Source organism: Pararhodobacter aggregans (genome assembly GCF_003075525.1).
Lineage (GTDB): Bacteria > Pseudomonadota > Alphaproteobacteria > Rhodobacterales > Rhodobacteraceae > Pararhodobacter > Pararhodobacter aggregans.
This window is the reverse complement of sequence record NZ_QDDR01000001.1, coordinates 353,288-369,378: the sequence shown is the minus strand read 5'-3', so window position 1 is coordinate 369,378 and position 16,091 is coordinate 353,288. Positions and strand designations below refer to the sequence as shown.

Annotated in this window: 24 protein-coding genes; 10 read left to right on the top strand and 14 right to left on the bottom strand. The window is 67.6% G+C overall.

All coding sequences use genetic code 11. From position 1 onward, the window contains the following. Window positions 1–3: 3 nt before the first annotated feature. The 6 genes from DDE23_RS01875 to DDE23_RS01850 form a co-directional block, all read right to left on the bottom strand. Complete coding sequence (locus DDE23_RS01875; RefSeq protein ID WP_107749684.1) at window positions 4–306, bottom strand: HNH endonuclease family protein; 303 nt, start codon at window positions 304–306, stop codon at window positions 4–6. After that, window positions 303–848, bottom strand: a complete 546-nt coding sequence (locus tag DDE23_RS01870; RefSeq protein WP_107749683.1) for a hypothetical protein — start codon at window positions 846–848, stop codon at window positions 303–305. The genes DDE23_RS01875 and DDE23_RS01870 overlap by 4 nt, the downstream gene beginning before the upstream one ends. Window positions 849–926: 78 nt before the next feature. Beyond that, complete coding sequence (locus DDE23_RS01865) at window positions 927–1,595, bottom strand: hypothetical protein (protein ID WP_107749682.1); 669 nt, start codon at window positions 1,593–1,595, stop codon at window positions 927–929. A 215-nt stretch (window positions 1,596–1,810) separates the two neighbouring features. Then, window positions 1,811–2,548: an amino acid ABC transporter ATP-binding protein gene (locus tag DDE23_RS01860; protein WP_107749681.1), complete on the bottom strand. Its 738-nt coding sequence runs from the start codon at window positions 2,546–2,548 to the stop codon at window positions 1,811–1,813. A 3-nt stretch (window positions 2,549–2,551) separates the two neighbouring features. Continuing rightward, window positions 2,552–3,406 (bottom strand): amino acid ABC transporter permease, encoded by an 855-nt coding sequence (locus DDE23_RS01855; RefSeq protein WP_107749680.1) that lies wholly within the window; start codon window positions 3,404–3,406, stop codon window positions 2,552–2,554. Continuing rightward, window positions 3,403–4,230 (bottom strand): substrate-binding periplasmic protein, encoded by an 828-nt coding sequence (locus tag DDE23_RS01850; RefSeq protein ID WP_107749679.1) that lies wholly within the window; start codon window positions 4,228–4,230, stop codon window positions 3,403–3,405. The genes DDE23_RS01855 and DDE23_RS01850 overlap by 4 nt, the downstream gene beginning before the upstream one ends. A gap of 161 nt (window positions 4,231–4,391) precedes the next feature. Here DDE23_RS01850 and DDE23_RS01845 point away from each other — a divergent pair, with 161 nt between their 5' ends. Next, window positions 4,392–5,129, top strand: coding sequence for a BUD32 family EKC/KEOPS complex subunit (locus DDE23_RS01845; protein WP_107749678.1), 738 nt, complete (start codon window positions 4,392–4,394; stop codon window positions 5,127–5,129). A 6-nt stretch (window positions 5,130–5,135) separates the two neighbouring features. On the opposite strand, the gene DDE23_RS01840 is transcribed toward DDE23_RS01845, so the two are convergent. From DDE23_RS01840 to rpsF, 4 genes are all read right to left on the bottom strand, one after another. Continuing rightward, on the bottom strand, window positions 5,136–5,564 hold the full coding sequence (locus tag DDE23_RS01840; protein ID WP_420330153.1) for an ArsR/SmtB family transcription factor: 429 nt from the start codon (window positions 5,562–5,564) through the stop codon (window positions 5,136–5,138). A 150-nt stretch (window positions 5,565–5,714) separates the two neighbouring features. Then, complete coding sequence (gene rplI, locus DDE23_RS01835; protein ID WP_107749676.1) at window positions 5,715–6,293, bottom strand: 50S ribosomal protein L9; 579 nt, start codon at window positions 6,291–6,293, stop codon at window positions 5,715–5,717. Window positions 6,294–6,303: 10 nt separating this feature from the next. Further along, on the bottom strand, window positions 6,304–6,531 hold the full coding sequence (gene rpsR / locus DDE23_RS01830) for a 30S ribosomal protein S18 (protein ID WP_107749675.1): 228 nt from the start codon (window positions 6,529–6,531) through the stop codon (window positions 6,304–6,306). A 24-nt stretch (window positions 6,532–6,555) separates the two neighbouring features. Continuing rightward, entirely contained in the window at window positions 6,556–6,927 is a 372-nt protein-coding gene (gene rpsF / locus DDE23_RS01825; RefSeq protein ID WP_107749674.1) for a 30S ribosomal protein S6, read from the bottom strand. A 252-nt stretch (window positions 6,928–7,179) separates the two neighbouring features. Between rpsF and DDE23_RS01820 the strand changes: the two genes are divergently transcribed. Then, entirely contained in the window at window positions 7,180–8,400 is a 1,221-nt protein-coding gene (locus DDE23_RS01820) for an SAM-dependent methyltransferase (RefSeq protein WP_107749673.1), read from the top strand. Window positions 8,401–8,424: 24 nt separating this feature from the next. Here DDE23_RS01820 and DDE23_RS25285 read toward each other — a convergent pair whose 3' ends face one another. From DDE23_RS25285 to DDE23_RS01815, 3 genes are all read right to left on the bottom strand, one after another. Beyond that, window positions 8,425–8,595 (bottom strand): hypothetical protein, encoded by a 171-nt coding sequence (locus DDE23_RS25285; protein ID WP_170121766.1) that lies wholly within the window; start codon window positions 8,593–8,595, stop codon window positions 8,425–8,427. A 41-nt stretch (window positions 8,596–8,636) separates the two neighbouring features. Continuing rightward, window positions 8,637–8,813 (bottom strand): hypothetical protein, encoded by a 177-nt coding sequence (locus tag DDE23_RS24980; RefSeq protein WP_157957953.1) that lies wholly within the window; start codon window positions 8,811–8,813, stop codon window positions 8,637–8,639. A 259-nt stretch (window positions 8,814–9,072) separates the two neighbouring features. Further along, window positions 9,073–9,279, bottom strand: a complete 207-nt coding sequence (locus DDE23_RS01815) for a cold-shock protein (protein ID WP_107749672.1) — start codon at window positions 9,277–9,279, stop codon at window positions 9,073–9,075. 322 nt (window positions 9,280–9,601) lie between these two features. Here DDE23_RS01815 and DDE23_RS01810 point away from each other — a divergent pair, with 322 nt between their 5' ends. The 8 genes from DDE23_RS01810 (at window position 9,602) to DDE23_RS01775 (ending at window position 15,621) form a co-directional block, all read left to right on the top strand. Then, complete coding sequence (locus DDE23_RS01810; protein WP_107749671.1) at window positions 9,602–9,925, top strand: hypothetical protein; 324 nt, start codon at window positions 9,602–9,604, stop codon at window positions 9,923–9,925. Between the two features lie 158 nt (window positions 9,926–10,083). Further along, the gene (locus DDE23_RS01805; protein WP_107749670.1) at window positions 10,084–10,470 is read left to right on the top strand and encodes a DUF302 domain-containing protein; all 387 of its coding nucleotides are present in this window, start codon (window positions 10,084–10,086) and stop codon (window positions 10,468–10,470) included. 135 nt (window positions 10,471–10,605) lie between these two features. Beyond that, window positions 10,606–11,772, top strand: coding sequence for an ABC transporter substrate-binding protein (locus DDE23_RS01800; RefSeq protein ID WP_107749669.1), 1,167 nt, complete (start codon window positions 10,606–10,608; stop codon window positions 11,770–11,772). Between the two features lie 55 nt (window positions 11,773–11,827). Next, window positions 11,828–12,691, top strand: coding sequence for a branched-chain amino acid ABC transporter permease (locus tag DDE23_RS01795; protein ID WP_107749668.1), 864 nt, complete (start codon window positions 11,828–11,830; stop codon window positions 12,689–12,691). After that, window positions 12,688–13,638, top strand: coding sequence for a branched-chain amino acid ABC transporter permease (locus tag DDE23_RS01790; RefSeq protein ID WP_107749667.1), 951 nt, complete (start codon window positions 12,688–12,690; stop codon window positions 13,636–13,638). The genes DDE23_RS01795 and DDE23_RS01790 overlap by 4 nt, the downstream gene beginning before the upstream one ends. Continuing rightward, complete coding sequence (locus DDE23_RS01785; RefSeq protein ID WP_107749666.1) at window positions 13,635–14,381, top strand: ABC transporter ATP-binding protein; 747 nt, start codon at window positions 13,635–13,637, stop codon at window positions 14,379–14,381. The genes DDE23_RS01790 and DDE23_RS01785 overlap by 4 nt, the downstream gene beginning before the upstream one ends. Then, window positions 14,374–15,093, top strand: a complete 720-nt coding sequence (locus DDE23_RS01780; RefSeq protein ID WP_107749665.1) for an ABC transporter ATP-binding protein — start codon at window positions 14,374–14,376, stop codon at window positions 15,091–15,093. Before DDE23_RS01785 ends, DDE23_RS01780 begins: the two co-directional genes overlap by 8 nt. Window positions 15,094–15,108: 15 nt before the next feature. Then, on the top strand, window positions 15,109–15,621 hold the full coding sequence (locus DDE23_RS01775) for a MarR family winged helix-turn-helix transcriptional regulator (RefSeq protein WP_107749664.1): 513 nt from the start codon (window positions 15,109–15,111) through the stop codon (window positions 15,619–15,621). Here the strand turns inward: DDE23_RS01775 and DDE23_RS01770 are convergent. Continuing rightward, the gene (locus tag DDE23_RS01770; RefSeq protein WP_107749663.1) at window positions 15,609–16,091 is read right to left on the bottom strand and encodes a GFA family protein; all 483 of its coding nucleotides are present in this window, start codon (window positions 16,089–16,091) and stop codon (window positions 15,609–15,611) included. The two genes, DDE23_RS01775 and DDE23_RS01770, sit on opposite strands and share 13 nt — an antisense overlap.

The window sequence follows — 16,091 nt, the reverse complement described above, 5'->3', positions numbered from 1 at the left end:
CCTTCACCGCTGTCGAGCCCGCCGCCCGCCCGGCACCCGCGACACGAAGCCCGGCGGCCGCCTCGCCACCCAGGCGATGAAGCGCAGAAGGCGCGGATGGGCGCGCAGCGCCTCGATGGTCGCATAGTTGCGGGCCAGTTCCGCCTCGCTCAGCGCCGCATGGATTTCCTTGTGGCAAAGCGCGTGCAGCAGGACGACCGGCCCGCCCTTGCCGCCCTTCAGCCTCGGCACCAGATGGTGCAGCGATTGCGGCGCATCGGGCGGGATCGGCCTGAGGCAGAGCGGGCAGAGGGGATCGCCGCTCAGACCTGGGCCACCATCTGCGGCAGGCTGACCAGAAGCCGCCCGTCCTGCTCGATCCTCAGCGCGCCTGCGGGTTCGCCGCCTGCTGCCGGTGCCCTGCCCGGTGCCAGACGCCCCGGCAGGTCCCAGCTGTAGTGTCCCGCCGCCACCGTCGCCGCGGCGCCCAGCAGCGGCGCCGCATCCTCGACCCGGGCGATCAGCGTGTTGCGGCCGCGGTCGATCTCGACCGTGCCGAGGGGCAGCGCCTGCCGCCAGCGGGTGCGGAACGGCGTGCGGAACAAGGCGCCGATGCCGCCGCCCACGCCCGACAGGTCGATCCGGTCCTCATCGTAAAGCGCCGCGCCCGAGCGCCAGTCGATCGACAGCGCCTGCCGCCCGTCGGTGACGATGACATGGTCGATCCGCGTGGACTGGCCCGCCCCCAGCACCCGAACCGGGTAATAGGCGCCGGGCTGGATCCCCTCGGGGCCATCGGCCAGCGCAACGGTGGCGGAAAGGGCCGGAAAGGTCAGGGCCAGCGACGTCAGGAAATGGCGCCTGTGCATGGGGTACTCCAATCTGCCTGTGAGAGGCGTTTGGCGGCACCTTATCACGGGCCGCGCTCACCGGCACTCAAACCGGCGTCAACCGCAGATCCCCGCCCGCTCCACCCCGCGCCAGGGCAGCAGGACCTGGACATCGGGCAGATCGCCCGGGGTCATCACCTGCGAGATCAGCCCCTGCAACCGGGCGGTGCGGGCGCCCTCGGGGTCGAGCACCTGACAGCAGAGATATTCCTCAACCAGGCTGGCCTGCTGCTCGTAGCCATAGTCGAGGAACCGGACATTCGCCTCGGTATCAAAGAGATAGGGATCGTCCGAGGTGGCGTGTTCACTCCCGACCCTGAGCGGCGAATAGCCGGTCAGCGCCCGGTTCTGCCATTGCCAGACATGGGTCAGCTCGTGCACCAGATACATCGCCGCGCCCAGCGACATCAGCCCCTCGCGGTGCCAGGCGAAATCGGGGCGCAGCACGTCGGGCCGGACGTTGACGGTGTTGAACAGCACGATCCCCGCCGCGCGGCCCCGTTCATAGGGCTGGTCCGGGGGCGGCAGGATCCGCTCGCGGCAGGTGGTGCGGGGGCGCGCCGGATAGAGATGGCTGCGCATGCCGACAAAGCCGTTGCGATAGAAGCGCACCTGCGTGGTATCGAGGCCCGGGCCGAACAGGCGCGTGGCCAGATCGGTCTCATGGACCGTCAGCGGACGCCCGCAGGCAGCCAGCAGCAGCAGAAGGACGAGGGCCAGGCGCATCCCGCCATCCGACGCCGCAACCCCTTGCCCGTCAAGCGATTCGCGGCTCCGTCGCTCCTCACATCTTTGTTCTGGAAATATCCACTTCAGGGGAACGCCCCGCCCACGCGCCCGGGGCGCGGCCGGGGCATCACCACCCCGCCCCATCGCCGTGATGGCCTGCGGGGGGAGGCGACCGGGGTGGGCGGGCGGGAGGTCGCCTCCCCCCGCACGGATCAGAGCCGCCCGCCCTCCAGCAGCCGTTCCAGAAACTGCCGGGTTCGCGGATGCTCGGGCGCGTTGAAGAGCGCACCGGGCGGCGCCTCCTCGACGATGCGGCCGCCATCGAGGAAACAGACCCGGTCGGCCAGATCCCGGGCAAAGCCCATCTCATGGGTGACGATGACCATGGTCAACCCCTGTGCCTTCAGCCCCCGGATCGCCGCCATCACCTCGCCCACCAGCTCGGGGTCCAGCGCCGCCGTCACCTCATCGAGCAGCAGCACCTCCGGCTCACCCGCCAGCGCCCGGGCCAGCGCCACACGCTGCTGTTGCCCGCCCGACAGCTGCTCGGGATAGGCCCGCGCGAACCGCTCCATCCCGAACAGCGCCAGCACCGCCATCGCCTTGTCATGAGCCTCGACCCGCGAGAGGCCGCGGACCTTGCGGGGCGCCAGCATGATGTTGTCGATGACCCGCATATGCGGAAACAGGTTGTAGGATTGAAAGACGATCCCCACCCGTCGTTGCAACCCGGTCTTGCCCCAGGAGGGATCCTCGACCGCCACGCCGTCCAGCCGGATACTGCCCCAATCGGGCTCGATCAGCCGGTTGATGCAGCGCAGCAGCGTCGATTTGCCCGAGCCCGAGGCGCCGATCAGGCAGACCACCTCGTGCTTCGCGACATCAAGGGTCACCCGGTCCAGCACCAGATGCTCGCCGAAATACTTGGTCAGGCCGCGAATTTCGATCATCCGTCAGCCCGCCAGTTGCAGGCGCCGCACCCGGTCGCGGTGCGTGACCCAATCGGCCAGCCGGGCCATCGGGATCGTGGCCAGAAGGAACAGCAGCGCCGCTACCACCATCGAGGAATAATTGAAGGTGCTGGAGGTATAGATCTGCGCCTCGCGCACCGCGTCGCGCACGCCGATGACCGACAGCAGCGCCACGTCTTTTTGCAGCGCCACGACGATGTTCATCAGGGACGGCACCGCGTTGCGCAGGGCCTGCGGCAGGATGGCGTAGAGCATCACCTGCCCCTCGTTCAACCCCAGCGCCTTGGCGGCGGCGCGCTGGCCCTCGTGCACCGCGTCGATGCCGGCGCGGTAGATCTCGCAGACATAGGCGGAATAGCTGAGCACCATGGCGAACCCGCCCCAGAAGAGGCCGGAACTGGGCAGGCCCGGGATCCTGAGCGCCGGGATGCCGAAGCCGAACAGGATGACCAGCAGCAGCGCCGGCAACCCGCGGAAGAGGTCGATATAGAGCACGACCATCAACCGGAACGGCGCGAACCACGGCCCCCTGAGCGAGCGGATCACCGCCAACAGCAGCGCCCAGACGCCGATACAGGCCATGGCGATCAGCCAGACCTTCATGTTGGTCAGAAAGCCCCAGGCGACGCGGGGCAGCGCCGCCAGCATATGGTCGAGGCTGAAGAACTGCCGCTGGATGCGCGGCCAGTTCTCGTTCCCGGCAATCAGCCAGGCGAGGCCGCCGAACACCACCAGGATCGACAGCGAACTGATGAGCCCCGGAACCAGCGCCCGGCGCCAGTCGAACCCCCGCCGCCGAGGGGGCGGCGGGGGCGTTGTCGGTTGCTCGGGGATCATTCGGTGATGATCGGCAGCGAGGGATCGGCCACCAGCCAGGTGTTGACCAGCTCCTGCACGGTCCCCGCCTCGATCAGCCGGGTGAGCGCGGCATCGACCCAGGGGATCAGCGCATTGCCCTGTTCGAACAGCAGGCCATGGCCTTCGTCATGCGCGTCGGGCGGCAGGATGGCGACGATCGAGGCCTCGGGGATCTGCACGGCGGTGGCGAAAAGCGCGGTCGGCACGGCGGCGACGGTGGCGTCGATCTGCCCCGCCTGCATCGCCAGGAAGACGCCGACCTGATCGTCATAGACCGCCACATCGGTGGCGCCCAGCACGCTCTCCAGATAGGCCAGATCGGTGGTGCCGATGGCCGCGCCCCAGCGGGCGCCCCGCAGATCGGCGAAGGACGCGGCGCCCTCGACCGGCGAGCCGGGCAGCGCGATCACCGCCTTGTCGGATTGGTAATAGACCTGCGAAAAGCCCGCCACCTCGGCCCGGGCGGGCGTGACCGAGACCTGGTTGATGGCGAAATCGAAGGGCTTGTCGCCCGGCGCGATGATCTGCTCGAAGGTCAGCCGCACCCATTGCACCTGATCGCGCTGAAAGCCCATCTCCTCGGCCAGGGCATAGACCAGCGCATTCTCGAAGCCTTCGCCGCTTTCGGGCGAATCGTTCATCATCCACGGTGGGTAGACCGGGTCCGAGGTGCCGACGGTCAGCATGCCGGGATGGATCAGGCGGGCATCGTCGGGCGTGCCGGTGTCCTGAGCGGGGGCGGCGGTGGCCAGCGTCAGCGCGGCGGCCAGCGCCAGGAACGGGGTGAGGAAACGGTCGGACATGGTGGCGCGGCCTCTCTGTTGGTCCCGGGTCGCCCGGGGGAATGAGCGATAGGGCAGCTTTGCGTTCCGGGCCGGTTCTGGCAAGGGGGGAGGTAAAGATGACAGACGCGTGACGCCCCTCTGGGCTTTCTGCGGGCGCTTGGGCATAGTCCGGCGCCACCATGACCGACGACTCATCCCTCTCCCCCGCCCTCGCCCAGGCGCTCGCTGCCGCGCTGGCCTCGACCCCGTCGCGGATCCTGCCGCTGTCGGTCGAGGGACGGCACTACTGGCTCAAACGCCCCGAGGTTCACCGGACCCTGATCCGCCGCCTGCAGAAAGGCGACCCTGCCCGGGCGCTGGCGGCCGACCGCGCCGGGCTGAAACGGATGGCGGCGCTGGGCCTGCCCGCGCCGCGGGTGCTGGCCGAGGGACCGGATTTCGTGCTGACCGAGGATGTCGGGCCGCCGGTCGCCACGCTTCTGCGCGATCCCGGCGCCACGGATGCCGAACGCCACGCGGCGCTGGGCGATGCGGCGCGGGCGCTGGCCCGGTTGCATCACCGGGGCATCGCCCATGGCCGGCCCAAGATCCGCGACATCTGCTGGCAGCGGGACCGGGGCGCCACGCTGATTGACTTCGAACTCTTCAACCCGGCGGCCGACCGGGCGGCGCTGGTGCGCGATGCCGTGCTGTTCCTGCATTCGATCCTGCAACAGCAGCGCGACCGCGACGCCTTTTTCGACACCGCCGCGCAAGCCTACCGGGCCGAGGCGCCCGAGGGGATCTGGGAGAAGATGCAGCGCCGCGTGGACCGCGTGCGCTGGATCGCGCCGCTGGCGCGGCTCGTGCTCTGGCTGCAGCCCAAGGCGCATGAGGTGCGCGCCGCGCTGCAATTGCGCAGGGCGCTCAGGGAGTGAGCCGGGTCAGGCGCTGGCGCGGAACGCGTCGGGCTGCAGGGCCTCGACCGGCTGGCCGCAGAACATCTCGTACATGAGGCCGATGGTCCGCGCGGCGCGGGGATCGCCCAGCGCGTAATAGATCGTCTTGCCCTCGCGCCGGCAGGTCACCAGCCCCTCCAGCCGCAGACGCGCCAGTTGCTGGCTGACCGCCGCCTGCCGCGAGCCCAGAAGCTGCTCCAGCTCGGTCACCGATTTCTCGCCCGAGGAGAGGTAGCACAGGATCAGAAGCCGCCCCTCATGCGCCAGTGCCTTGAGGAAGGCCGCTGCCGCCTGCGCCTGCTCGACCATGTCGTCGACCGGCCGCGACGCGCATTCCCCACCGCCCGCGAACCCGTCGAAAGCGGGGTCGAACATCGCGTCTTCAGGGCTCTGGGCCGTCGGATTCGGGGCCATTCGCGCCACTCCGGTGATTTATGGATGCAAGGATCGCAATCTGTCTTTCCATAAATAGGCCAAGCGCCCCCGCCGGGCAAGAGCGCAGAATGGCAAACGGGCGCACAGTCTTGCGACTGTGCGCCCGCGCTATCACCGCAAAGCGGTCGATCAGGCGTCGTCGTCCTCGCCGGCAGCGCCGCCGAGATCGTCGAAGAGTTCGGCGATCTCGAATTCGGCCGCGGCTTCGGCTTCGGCCGCCAGTTCCTGGATCGACTTGCCCGAGGCTTGCAGCTCGGCTTCCTCGATCGAACGGGCGACGTTGACCGAGATTTTCGCCGTGACTTCCGGGTGCAGCACGACGGTCATGCCGTGCAGGCCCAGGTTCTTGATCGGCGCGTTCAGCACGATCTGGCGACGGTCGATGGTGAAGCCATCGGCCTCGGCGGCATCGGCGACGTCACGCGGGGTGACCGAGCCGTAGAGCGCGCCGCTGTCCGAGGCCGAGCGGATCACGACATAGATCGCGCCGTCCAGCTTCTCGGCCAGGGCCGCGGCCTCTTTCTTGGTTTCCAGGTTGCGCGCTTCGAGCTGCGCTTTCTGGTCCTCGAAGGCGGCCTTGTTGGCATCGGTCGCGCGCAGCGCCTTGCCTTGCGGCAGCAGGAAGTTGCGGGCGAAGCCGTCGCGCACCTTCACCACGTCGCCCATCTGGCCCAGCTTGGCCACACGTTCCAGCAGAATCACTTGCATGGCGGGGTCCTCACTTCACGGCGTAGGGCAGCAGGGCGAGGAAGCGGGCGCGCTTGATGGCCCGGGCCAGTTCGCGCTGCTTCTTCGCCGAGACGGCGGTGATACGGGCGGGCACGATCTTGCCGCGCTCGGAGATGTAACGCTGCAGCAGACGCACGTCCTTGTAGTCGATGGCGGGTGCGTTGTCGCCCGAGAACGGGCAAACCTTGCGGCGGCGGAAAAACGGTTTGGTGGCCATGGTGGTTTACTCCTTCAAGACCGGTCAGCGACGCGGGCCGCGCTCGGGACGGTCGCCCCGCTCGCTACGCTCGTCCCGCTTTTGCATCTGCACCGAGGGGCCGTCTTCGTGCTTCTCGACCTTGATCGAGAGGACGCGCATGACGTCGTCGTGCAGACGGGCCAGACGCTCCATTTCCTGGATCGCGGCCGACGGGGCGTCGGTGCGCAGGAACATGTAGTGGCCCTTGCGGTTCTTGTTGATCTTGTAGGCCATCGTCTTGACACCCCAGTATTCGGTGCCGACGACGTTGCCGCCATTGTCGGAAATCACGGTCGAGAAGTGCTCGATCAGCCCTTCCGCCTGCGCGTTGGACAGGTCCTGACGCGCGATCATGACATGCTCGTAGAGAGACATGCGTGCTCCATTTCTATCAGGGCGCATTTCATAAGGCGGGCTACGAAATCCTGCCACGGCCCGCCCACGAGAATCTGCGCCGGAATCGTGGGATGCGGCAGGATGGGGCCTTATAGCCGGATTGCCGCGCCACGCAAGGGGAACCGGCCGGGGCTGCGGTCCGTCGCATTCCGCAACGACCCGCCTTGACCCGTCTACTTAACGTATTAATCTTCTCTCCTTGCAACGTGCATCGGATTGTGGGGGTCCGCCATGTGGCAAAAATTGCTCGATGCCTATCTCAAGTCGCTGATCCGAACCGGCGCTTTGACCCTGACCCTGCCGGACGGCACCACGCGCCGCTTCGGCCCGGGCGGGCCCGACGCCCCGGATGTGGCGGTCACCATCACCGACGAGGCGACGCTCAAGGCGCTTGCCACCAACCCGCAGCTGGCGCTGGGCGAGGCCTATATGGACCAGCGCCTGACCATCGCAGGCGACGACCTGCACGGGCTGCTGGAACTGGTGCTGCGCAATCTGGCGCATGGTCATGAACGCGGCCTGGCCAAACTGCAGGCGGCGCTGCGCGACCTGACGCGGGGCATCGCCCAGCGCAACCCGGCGGCGCGCTCGAAGGCCAATGTGGCGCATCACTACGATCTTTCGGGGGCGCTTTACGACTTCTTCCTCGATGAGGACCGGCAGTATTCCTGCGCTTATTTCAAGACGCCCGGGGATAGCCTGGATCAGGCCCAGCGCCAGAAAAAGGCGCATATCGCCGGCAAGCTCAGGCTCGAACCCGGGATGACGGTGCTGGATATCGGCTGCGGCTGGGGCGGCATGGGGCTGACGCTGGCGCGCGATTACGGGGCCGAGGTTCTGGGCGTCACGCTGTCCGAGGAACAGCTGAAGGTCGCCCGCGCAAGGGCCGAGGCCGCGGGGCTGTCGAACCGGGTCCGGTTCGAGCTGATGGATTACCGGGCGGTGGCCGGGCAATTCGACCGCATCGTGTCGGTGGGCATGTTCGAACATGTCGGCGCGCCCAATTTCGCCACCTATTTCGGCAAGGTGCGGGAGCTCTTGAAACCCGAGGGCGTGGCGCTGATCCATACCATCGGCCGCTTCACCCCGCCCGGGTCGACCAATCCCTGGATCACCCGCTACATCTTTCCCGGCGGCTATATCCCGGCGCTGTCCGAGACGATGGCCGCGGTCGAGAAGACCGGCCTCGTCTCGACCGATGTCGAGGTCTGGCGCCTGCATTACGCCTATACGCTGCGCCATTGGTACGACCGCTTCATGGCCCGGCAGGACGAGGCGGTGGCGCTTTATGACGAGCGCTTCGTGCGGATGTGGAAATTCTATCTGGTGGCGTCGGAGCAGACCTTCCGCTTCGCCGGCCAATGCGTGTTCCAGCTGCAGCTGGCGCGCGATCAGCAGGCGGTGCCGCTGACGCGCGATTACCTCTATGCGCCCGGGGATCCGGGGGCCTGAGAGGGCAATCCCCCCGGGCCGGGGTCAGTCGCCCTTAGCGGGGGCCTCGGCCCCGGCGGGGGTGGCTTCCTCGGCCTCCTCGGCCTTGGCGCTCTGGGCCGACCGGAAATTGAACGGCTGGCGGGTGTTCTTCTTTCCCGGATGGCTGAGGAATTCTTTCAGGTCGAGTTGTTTCTTCGGCGTCGAATATCCCACGCGGGCGCTCCCATTGGCAGTGATGGTTGGTCGGCGACAGATCAGCTGTCTGCGGGTTCGGGCGCAACCGTGCCCCGGGTCGCCGAGGCGTTGGCGGCGCTCGGCAGGCTGCCCTCGCCCAGGCGCACGAAGAAATCGCGCCAGGAGAGCCCAGTGGCCGGGATCGCGGGGGCGGGCATCGTGGGGGCAGAGGTCGTGCGGCGTTGCTTGTCGGTCATGGGGACTCCTTGTCTCCGGTCGCTTCTGGGGCCCGCCCGTCAGGGCGGAACCACGTCAGGACGGAACCACATCGGCCCAATGCCGGGCCCGGCTCGCCGCGGGGGCCGGAGACGTGACGATCGGCCCGGAACGGGCAGCGATCGGCAGGTCCGGCAAGATGTTACCGATCGCCCGTCCGCTATTGGCGCAGAACGGACGATCGGCAGAGAAGCGGCCGTCGAGGGACCGAACGCTTCCCGTCATCAGATCGCGTCGACCTCAGACGAGCGCGAGGCTCGTCGCCGACGAACGACCGTTGCGGTCGGTTTCCAGCTCGAACGTCACGGCCTGGCCGTCGTCGAGGCGATGGATCCCCGCCCGTTCAAGCGCCGAAGCATGCACGAAGACATCCTGCGAGCCACCCTCGGGGGCGATGAAACCGAAACCTTTGCTCGAATTGAACCATTTCACGGTGCCCTTGGCCATCGTGATATTCCTTCTGTCATATGCCACCCGCACAGCGCGGTAGCCCGGCAAAGCTGCAGATCGAAGGCTGAGCCGGAAGGAACAGGTCCGAAAATAGACGAATGCCCTGTCAATATGACCCTCGCGCGGCCGGATTGCGAGGGCCGCCTTGCCGATTTCCTGCCCCCGCAGCGTTAGGCCTTGTTAATGCACGGAAGAAATACGCCGGACTGCCCCGGAAGGCGCCGCCGGTTTCTTGACAGGGGCTCAGATTCCCCCTTCTCGGGGCCCTCCGGGCTCCGTATGATGGCGCTACTTTCAACCCTTTTCCAACAGGTTAATCATGACCCTGAACGCCCTGCGTTCGCTCGCCCTGGCTGCGGCCACGGTGCTCGTCGCGCTGCCCGCTGCCGCGGATATCAGCTTCTCGTTCACCAACGCGACCGAGCGGACGATCATGTATCTCTACGTCTCGCCCTCGTCCTCGGACGAATGGGGTGACGACATCCTCGGCGACGGCGTGGTCGAGGCCGGCGAGACCGGCACCGTCACCCTGACCGGCGACGAATGCGACTGGGACATCAAGGCGGTGTTCGACGACGAAGAGGAATTCGAGGATTCGATCAACGCCTGCACGGCGACCGATTACTCGATCCACGAAGAGTGATCCCTGCCCGGCGGCGCCCCTCTTGAGGGGCCCGCGCCGAGAGACAAGGCCGCCGCGCGGGTCCCGTGCGGCGGCTTCATATTTAATAAATTGAATACATCCTCTTGCAAGGCCCCTGCCCCGGCTCCCATCTGACAGGGGCAAGAACGGAGGCCGCCATGCCCTATACAATCGACCGTCACTTCCCCGGCGCCAGTTTCGCCGAGATCGACACCCGCACCCGCGCCGCGCTGCAAGCCGGCGGTTTCGGCGTGCTGACCGAGATCGACGTACAGGCGACGATGAAGAAGAAGCTCGACCGCGACATGCCCGCCTACCGCATCCTCGGCGCCTGCAATCCCGCCATGGCCTGGGAGGCCATCGGCATGGAACCCAAGGTCGGCGCCATGCTGCCCTGCAACCTCATCCTGCGCGAGGTCGACGGCGGGGTCGAGGTTTCTGCCATCGACCCGGTCGCCTCGATGCAGGCCATCGACAACCCGGCGCTGCCCGGCGTGGCGGCGCAGGTTCGTACCATGCTGGCGGATGTCGTCGCGGCGATCTGAGCCCCCCGGCTGAACGCCCGGGCCCGCCCCCTGCGTTGCAAAGTCAACAGAGACGGGCGATTCACGAGTTGACAAAACAACACAATCGGTCATGCTTCCCGGGTGCGGGCCCGTCCCGCCACCTGGGAGGACATCATGACATTCATCACGAAACGGCAGCTTGCCGTGACGGTAGCGGCTTGCCTTCTGGCAGGTGCGGCGCAGGCTGATACCATCCGCGTGGGCGTGATCGCGCCCTTCTCGGGCCCCTTCGCCATCTGGGGCCAGCAGTTCCAGCAGGCCATCGAGGTCTATCAGGCCGAGCACGGCACCGAGATCGGCGGCCACAGCATCGAATTCCTCTACCGCGACACCGGCGGGGTGAACCCGGACCAGACCCGCGCGCTGGCGCAGGAGCTGCTGATCCGCGAGGGCGTCGATTACCTCAGCGGGCTGGTCTTCACGCCCAACGCCCTGGCGGTCGCCGAACTGGCCACGCAGTCGGAAACCCCGACCGTTATCATGAACGCCGCCACCTCGATGATAACCACGCAATCCGACTATTTCCTGCGTACCGGCTTCACGCTGTGGCAGGTGACGGTGCCGATGGCCGATTGGGCGCTGGCGCAGGGGATCACCACGGCGGTCACGGCCGTCACCGACTACGGCCCCGGCATCGACGCCGAGAACGCCTTCCGCTCGGCCTTCGAGGCGGGCGGCGGCACGGTGCTGGATGCGATCCGCATGCCGATCCAGACCACCGATTTCGCCCCCTTCATGCAGCGCGTGCGCGATCAGGCGCCGGCCGCGGTCTTCGGCTTCCTGCCCGCGGGTCCGCCCACCTATGCCTTCACCCGCGCCTATAACGAGAACGGCCTGCGCGAGGCGGGGATCACCTTCCTCGGCACCGGCGAGACCGACGAGACGACGCTGGAGGCGCTGGGCGAGCCTGCCATGGGCCTGCACACGGCCTATCACTACTCCGCCGCCCACGAGTCGGAGATGAACCACGCCTTCACCGCCCGCCTGGCCGAGATGTTCCCGGGCAGCGTGGCGAACCTGGCCTCGGTCGGGGCCTATGACGGCGCGGCGCTGATCTACCACATGGTCGAGGTCGCGGGCTCGGACGGTCCGGCGGCGATGCAGGCGGCAATGGGCCATGCCTGGGAAAGCCCGCGCGGCCCGGTCTCCATCGACCCGGCCACCCGGCATATCACGCAGAACGTCTATATCCGCATGGTGGACCGCGACGCCGAAGGGCGCCTCATCAACCGCGAGATCGACACCATCGAGGCGGTGCCGGATCTCGGCCTCTCGCAATAAGCCAAAGGGCCGCCCGGATCCCGGGCGGCCCCCTCTCTGAGCCCGGCATTCCCCCATGACCACGCTTCTTTCCATCCTGGTGGACGGCATCGCCTACGGGATGATCCTGTTCATGATCTCGGTCGGCCTGTCGGTGACGATGGGGCTGATGCGGGTGATCAACCTCGCCCATGGCGGCTTCGCCCTGATCGGCGGCGCGCTGGCCCATGCGCTGGTGACCCATGGCGTCAATTACTGGGCCGGGATGGGGCTGGCGGTGCTGGGCACCATGCTGATCGCCCTGCCGATGGAGCGCGGGCTCTACGCAAGGATCTACCGGATGGGCGAGTTGCAGCAGGTGCTGGCCACCATCGGGATCGCCTTCATGATCATCGCCACGGTGAATTACACGCTCGGCTCGACCCTGTTGCCGATCCCCACGCCCGAGGGGTTGCGCGGCTCGCTGGACCTCGGCTTCCGCACCCTGCCCTATCACCGGGTGGCGGTGATCGTGGCGGGGCTGCTGGTGACGCTGTTCCTGTACCTTCTGATCGAGCGCACCCGCTTCGGCATCCGCCTGCGCGCGGCGGTCGATCACCGGGCGACGGCGGCGACGCTGGGCATCAACACCGGCCGCATCTTCGCGCTGACCTTCATGCTGGGGGCGGGGCTGGCGGCGCTGGGCGGCATCCTCGGCGCCGAACTGCTGCCCATCGAGGCCTATTACCCCCTGCGCTACATGGTCCTGTTCCTCGTCGTCGTCGCCGTGGGCGGCATGGGGTCGATCACCGGCTCGTTCGTGGCGGCGCTGGGGCTTGGCACACTGGATACCGCGTCGCGCTATCTGGCGCCGGAATACGGCACCATCGTTTTCTTCGTCACCATGGCGGTGCTCCTCACGCTGCGCCCGCAGGGCCTTTTGGGAAAGGGCCGGGCATGAAGATGCTGCGTTCGTTCATCCCCGACACGCTGCTGATCGCGCTGGCGGTCGGGGCTTTCTTCGCCTTCCCCTATGACCTCGCGTTCCTGACGCGGATCGTCATCATGATGATCTTCGTCCTGTCCATCGACCTGATCCTGGGGCTGGGCGGCATCGTCACGCTGGGACAGGCGGCGATGTACGGAACCGGGGCCTATGCGGCGGGGCTTTTCGCGGTGCATGTCTCGAACGATCCGCTGCTGGGGCTGCTCGCGGGCATGGCGGCGGGGGCGGTCATCGCGCTCATGTCGGGCCTTTTGCTGATGCGGGCCGGGGGGCTCACGCTCATCATGCTCTCCATCGCCGTGGCGCAGGTCCTGGCCGAGATCGCCAACCGCGCCCGCGACTGGACCGGCGGCGCCGACGGGATGCGCGGCATCCGCATGGGGCCGATCCTGGGGCAATGGCGCTTCGATTTCATCGGTCAGACGGGCTATATCTATTGCGTCGTGGTGCTCTTCGTCGTGCTTTTCGCGCTGAAGGGGCTGAAAGCCTCGCCCCTCGGCCTGATGGCGCGCGGCATCCACGAAAGCCCGGCCCGGATGCGGGCCATCGGCGCGCCGGTCTATCAGCGGCGGCTGATCCTTTATACCATCGGCGGGGCGATTGCCGGGATCGCGGGCGCGCTCGCCGCGCAGATCACCCAGCTGGTCAGTCTGGAGGTGTTCAGCTTCACGCTCAGCGCCGAGGCGGTCATCATGCTGATCCTCGGCGGCGCCGGGCGGCTTTACGGGGCCATTCTGGGGGTCCTGATCTTCATGGTGGTCCATCACCTCGCCGCCTCGGTCGATCCGATCAACTGGCTGTTCCTGATCGGGCTGATGGTGCTGCTGGTGGTGTTCTTCCTGCCCAAGGGCCTGCTGTCGCTGCCGCCGGCCCTGCAACGGCTGATCGGGGGTGCGCGATGAAAGGCTTGCAGGTCACGGGCCTGAACAAGGCCTTCGGCGGGCTGGTCGTGGCCCGCGATATCACCCTGTCGTTGCAGCCCGGCGACCGGACGGCGCTGATCGGGCCGAACGGCGCGGGCAAAACCACGTTTTCGAACCTTATCACCGGGATCCTGAAACCCTCGTCCGGGGAAATCACGCTGGACGGGCGCGACATCAGGCGGCTGGGCGAGGCGCAACGGGTCAAGGCCGGCATCGCCAAGACCTTCCAGATCACCACCCTTTTCCGCCAGCTGACGGTGCGCGAGAACATCCGCCTTGCGCTGCTGGAACGCGAGGGCCGGGCGCTGAGGTTCTGGCACCGCGCCGACCGCGACCCGGGGGTCGAGGCCGAGATCGAGGCGCAGCTGGCCGCCTTCCGGCTGGTGCCGCTCGCCGACAAGCCGGTCGCCGACCTCGCCTATGGCCAGCAGCGGCTGGTGGAGATGGCGATGACGCTGGCGCTGAAACCGCGCGTGCTGATCCTGGACGAACCCGCGGCGGGCGTGCCCTCGTCCGACAGCCCACTGATCACCGACGCCATCGAGGCGCTGCCCAAGGATCTGGCGGTCCTCATCATCGAGCATGACATGAAACTGGTCTTCAAGGTCGCCCGGTCGATCATCGTGCTGGTGCAGGGCGCGATCCTGACACAGGGCACCCCGGCCGAGATCGCCGCCGATACGCGAGTGCGCGACCTCTATCTGGGGGCGCATCATGCCTGAGGCGGTGCTGGAACTGGAGGGGCTGGTCGCGGGCTATGGCGACACGACGGTCCTGCAGGGGATCAGCCTGTCGGTGCCCAAAGGGCAGCGGCTGGCGGTGATCGGCCGCAACGGGGTGGGCAAGACGACGCTGCTGGCCTCGATCATGGGGCTGACGCGGCAGCATGGCGGAAAGGTCCGCTACCGTGGCCACGACCTGCACGGGCTGGCGCCGCACCGCCGCTCGGCGCTGGGTCTGGGCCTTGTGCCGCAGACGCGCGACATCTTCCCCTCGCTCAGCGTCGAGGAAAACCTGATCGCCGGGATGCGCGGCGACGCCAGCCTTGACGAGGCCTATGCCCTCTTCCCCCGGCTGAAGGAACGCCGGCGCAACGGCGGCGGGCAGTTGTCGGGCGGCGAGCAACAGATGCTGTCCATCGCCCGCACGCTGATGGGACGGCCGGAATTGCTGATGCTGGACGAGCCGCTGGAGGGGCTGGCGCCGGTCATCTGCGACATGCTGATGGAGACGTTCGAGGCGCTGGCCGCCGACGGGCGGCACACGATTGTTCTGGTCGAACAACACACCGACCTCGCGCTCAGCTTTGCCGAACAGGTGCTGATCCTCGACGCCGGGTCAATCGTCCACGCAGGGCCCGCCGAAACCTTGCGGCTTGACCCCTCGATCCTGGAGCGCCATGTAGGCGTGGGCCTCGCCGCCCCGCCACCCTGAGCCTCTGGATTTGACGTGACCGACAAAGACCCGGCCCGCCTGTGCCCCGATGCGCGTCTCTCGCGCCCGACCAAGCTGCGGGACGGTCGGGCGATCGTCGATATCGACACCTATGTCCCCTATTTCCTGTCCTCGGTCAGCAATGCGATGTCGCGCGGCGCCTCGCAAATCTATCTGGACCGCTTCGGGATCGGCATCGTCGACTGGCGGGTGATCTCGATGCTGGCCATCGAGCCCTGGATCCCGGCGTCGCGCATCTGCACCGTGGTGCAGCTGGACAAGGGCGCGACCAGCCGCTCGCTGGTCAAGCTGGTCGAAACCGGGTTTCTGGACCACGAGGCCTCGGAACAGGACGCGCGGCGCAAGACCTACGCGCTGAACGACAAGGGCTATGCCCTGCATGACGAGATCCTCGCCATCGCGCTGGAGCGCGAGCGTGCGCTGATCCAGGGGGTCGAGCCCGAGGATCTGGAAGCCTTCCTGCGGGTGATGCGCGTCATGAAGGGCAATCTGCGCTACGTGGAGTGACCCCTCACCTGCGGCTCGGTCAGGCAAAGGGGCACCACCCGCTCGCCCGATGGCAGGGTCGTGTCCCCGGGGTAAAGCCGCGCGCCCGCAGGCATCACCGTCCAGTCGGCCGCCTGATCGGTGAAGATGTAATGCGTCCGGGCCGGGCTGCGGTCAAAGCCGTTGGGATCGTCCAGCGTCCCCGCATAGACGCCGACCAGATCCGGCCAGCGGTCGAATTCCAGCCAGAGCTTGGTGCCGCAGGCCTCGCAGAACTGGATATGCACCAGATTGCCGCTGCCCTCGGACCGGTGGTCATAAACCCGGGGCCTGCCCTGCACGATGCGAAACCGCGCGCGTTTGAACAGCGCATCCACCAGATAGGCGCCGCCCGTCGCCCGCTGGCAGAAGCGGCAGTGACAGATCGTCACCGTCGCGGGCTGCCCCTCGGCCTCGTAGACCAGCGCGCCGCACAGACACCGCCCCTGCAC

Excerpts from the sequence above, each read along its gene's own strand:
- DDE23_RS01845 (WP_107749678.1), top strand. The coding sequence starts at position 4,392 with ATGACCGACGACTCATCCCTCTCCCCCGCCCTCGCCCAGGCGCTCGCT.
- rplI (WP_107749676.1), bottom strand. The coding sequence starts at position 6,293 with ATGCAAGTGATTCTGCTGGAACGTGTGGCCAAGCTGGGCCAGATGGGC.
- DDE23_RS01860 (WP_107749681.1), bottom strand. The coding sequence starts at position 2,548 with ATGATCGAAATTCGCGGCCTGACCAAGTATTTCGGCGAGCATCTGGTG.
- DDE23_RS01780 (WP_107749665.1), top strand. The coding sequence starts at position 14,374 with ATGCCTGAGGCGGTGCTGGAACTGGAGGGGCTGGTCGCGGGCTATGGC.
- DDE23_RS01815 (WP_107749672.1), bottom strand. The coding sequence starts at position 9,279 with ATGGCCAAGGGCACCGTGAAATGGTTCAATTCGAGCAAAGGTTTCGGT.
- DDE23_RS01800 (WP_107749669.1), top strand. The coding sequence starts at position 10,606 with ATGACATTCATCACGAAACGGCAGCTTGCCGTGACGGTAGCGGCTTGC.
- rpsF (WP_107749674.1), bottom strand. The coding sequence starts at position 6,927 with ATGTCTCTCTACGAGCATGTCATGATCGCGCGTCAGGACCTGTCCAAC.
- DDE23_RS01855 (WP_107749680.1), bottom strand. The coding sequence starts at position 3,406 with ATGATCCCCGAGCAACCGACAACGCCCCCGCCGCCCCCTCGGCGGCGG.
- DDE23_RS01850 (WP_107749679.1), bottom strand. The coding sequence starts at position 4,230 with ATGTCCGACCGTTTCCTCACCCCGTTCCTGGCGCTGGCCGCCGCGCTG.
- DDE23_RS01785 (WP_107749666.1), top strand. The coding sequence starts at position 13,635 with ATGAAAGGCTTGCAGGTCACGGGCCTGAACAAGGCCTTCGGCGGGCTG.
- rpsR (WP_107749675.1), bottom strand. The coding sequence starts at position 6,531 with ATGGCCACCAAACCGTTTTTCCGCCGCCGCAAGGTTTGCCCGTTCTCG.
- DDE23_RS24980 (WP_157957953.1), bottom strand. The coding sequence starts at position 8,813 with ATGACCGACAAGCAACGCCGCACGACCTCTGCCCCCACGATGCCCGCC.
- DDE23_RS01840 (WP_420330153.1), bottom strand. The coding sequence starts at position 5,564 with ATGGCCCCGAATCCGACGGCCCAGAGCCCTGAAGACGCGATGTTCGAC.
- DDE23_RS01865 (WP_107749682.1), bottom strand. The coding sequence starts at position 1,595 with ATGCGCCTGGCCCTCGTCCTTCTGCTGCTGCTGGCTGCCTGCGGGCGT.
- DDE23_RS01870 (WP_107749683.1), bottom strand. The coding sequence starts at position 848 with ATGCACAGGCGCCATTTCCTGACGTCGCTGGCCCTGACCTTTCCGGCC.
- DDE23_RS01820 (WP_107749673.1), top strand. The coding sequence starts at position 7,180 with ATGTGGCAAAAATTGCTCGATGCCTATCTCAAGTCGCTGATCCGAACC.
- DDE23_RS01805 (WP_107749670.1), top strand. The coding sequence starts at position 10,084 with ATGCCCTATACAATCGACCGTCACTTCCCCGGCGCCAGTTTCGCCGAG.
- DDE23_RS01795 (WP_107749668.1), top strand. The coding sequence starts at position 11,828 with ATGACCACGCTTCTTTCCATCCTGGTGGACGGCATCGCCTACGGGATG.
- DDE23_RS01810 (WP_107749671.1), top strand. The coding sequence starts at position 9,602 with ATGACCCTGAACGCCCTGCGTTCGCTCGCCCTGGCTGCGGCCACGGTG.
- DDE23_RS01790 (WP_107749667.1), top strand. The coding sequence starts at position 12,688 with ATGAAGATGCTGCGTTCGTTCATCCCCGACACGCTGCTGATCGCGCTG.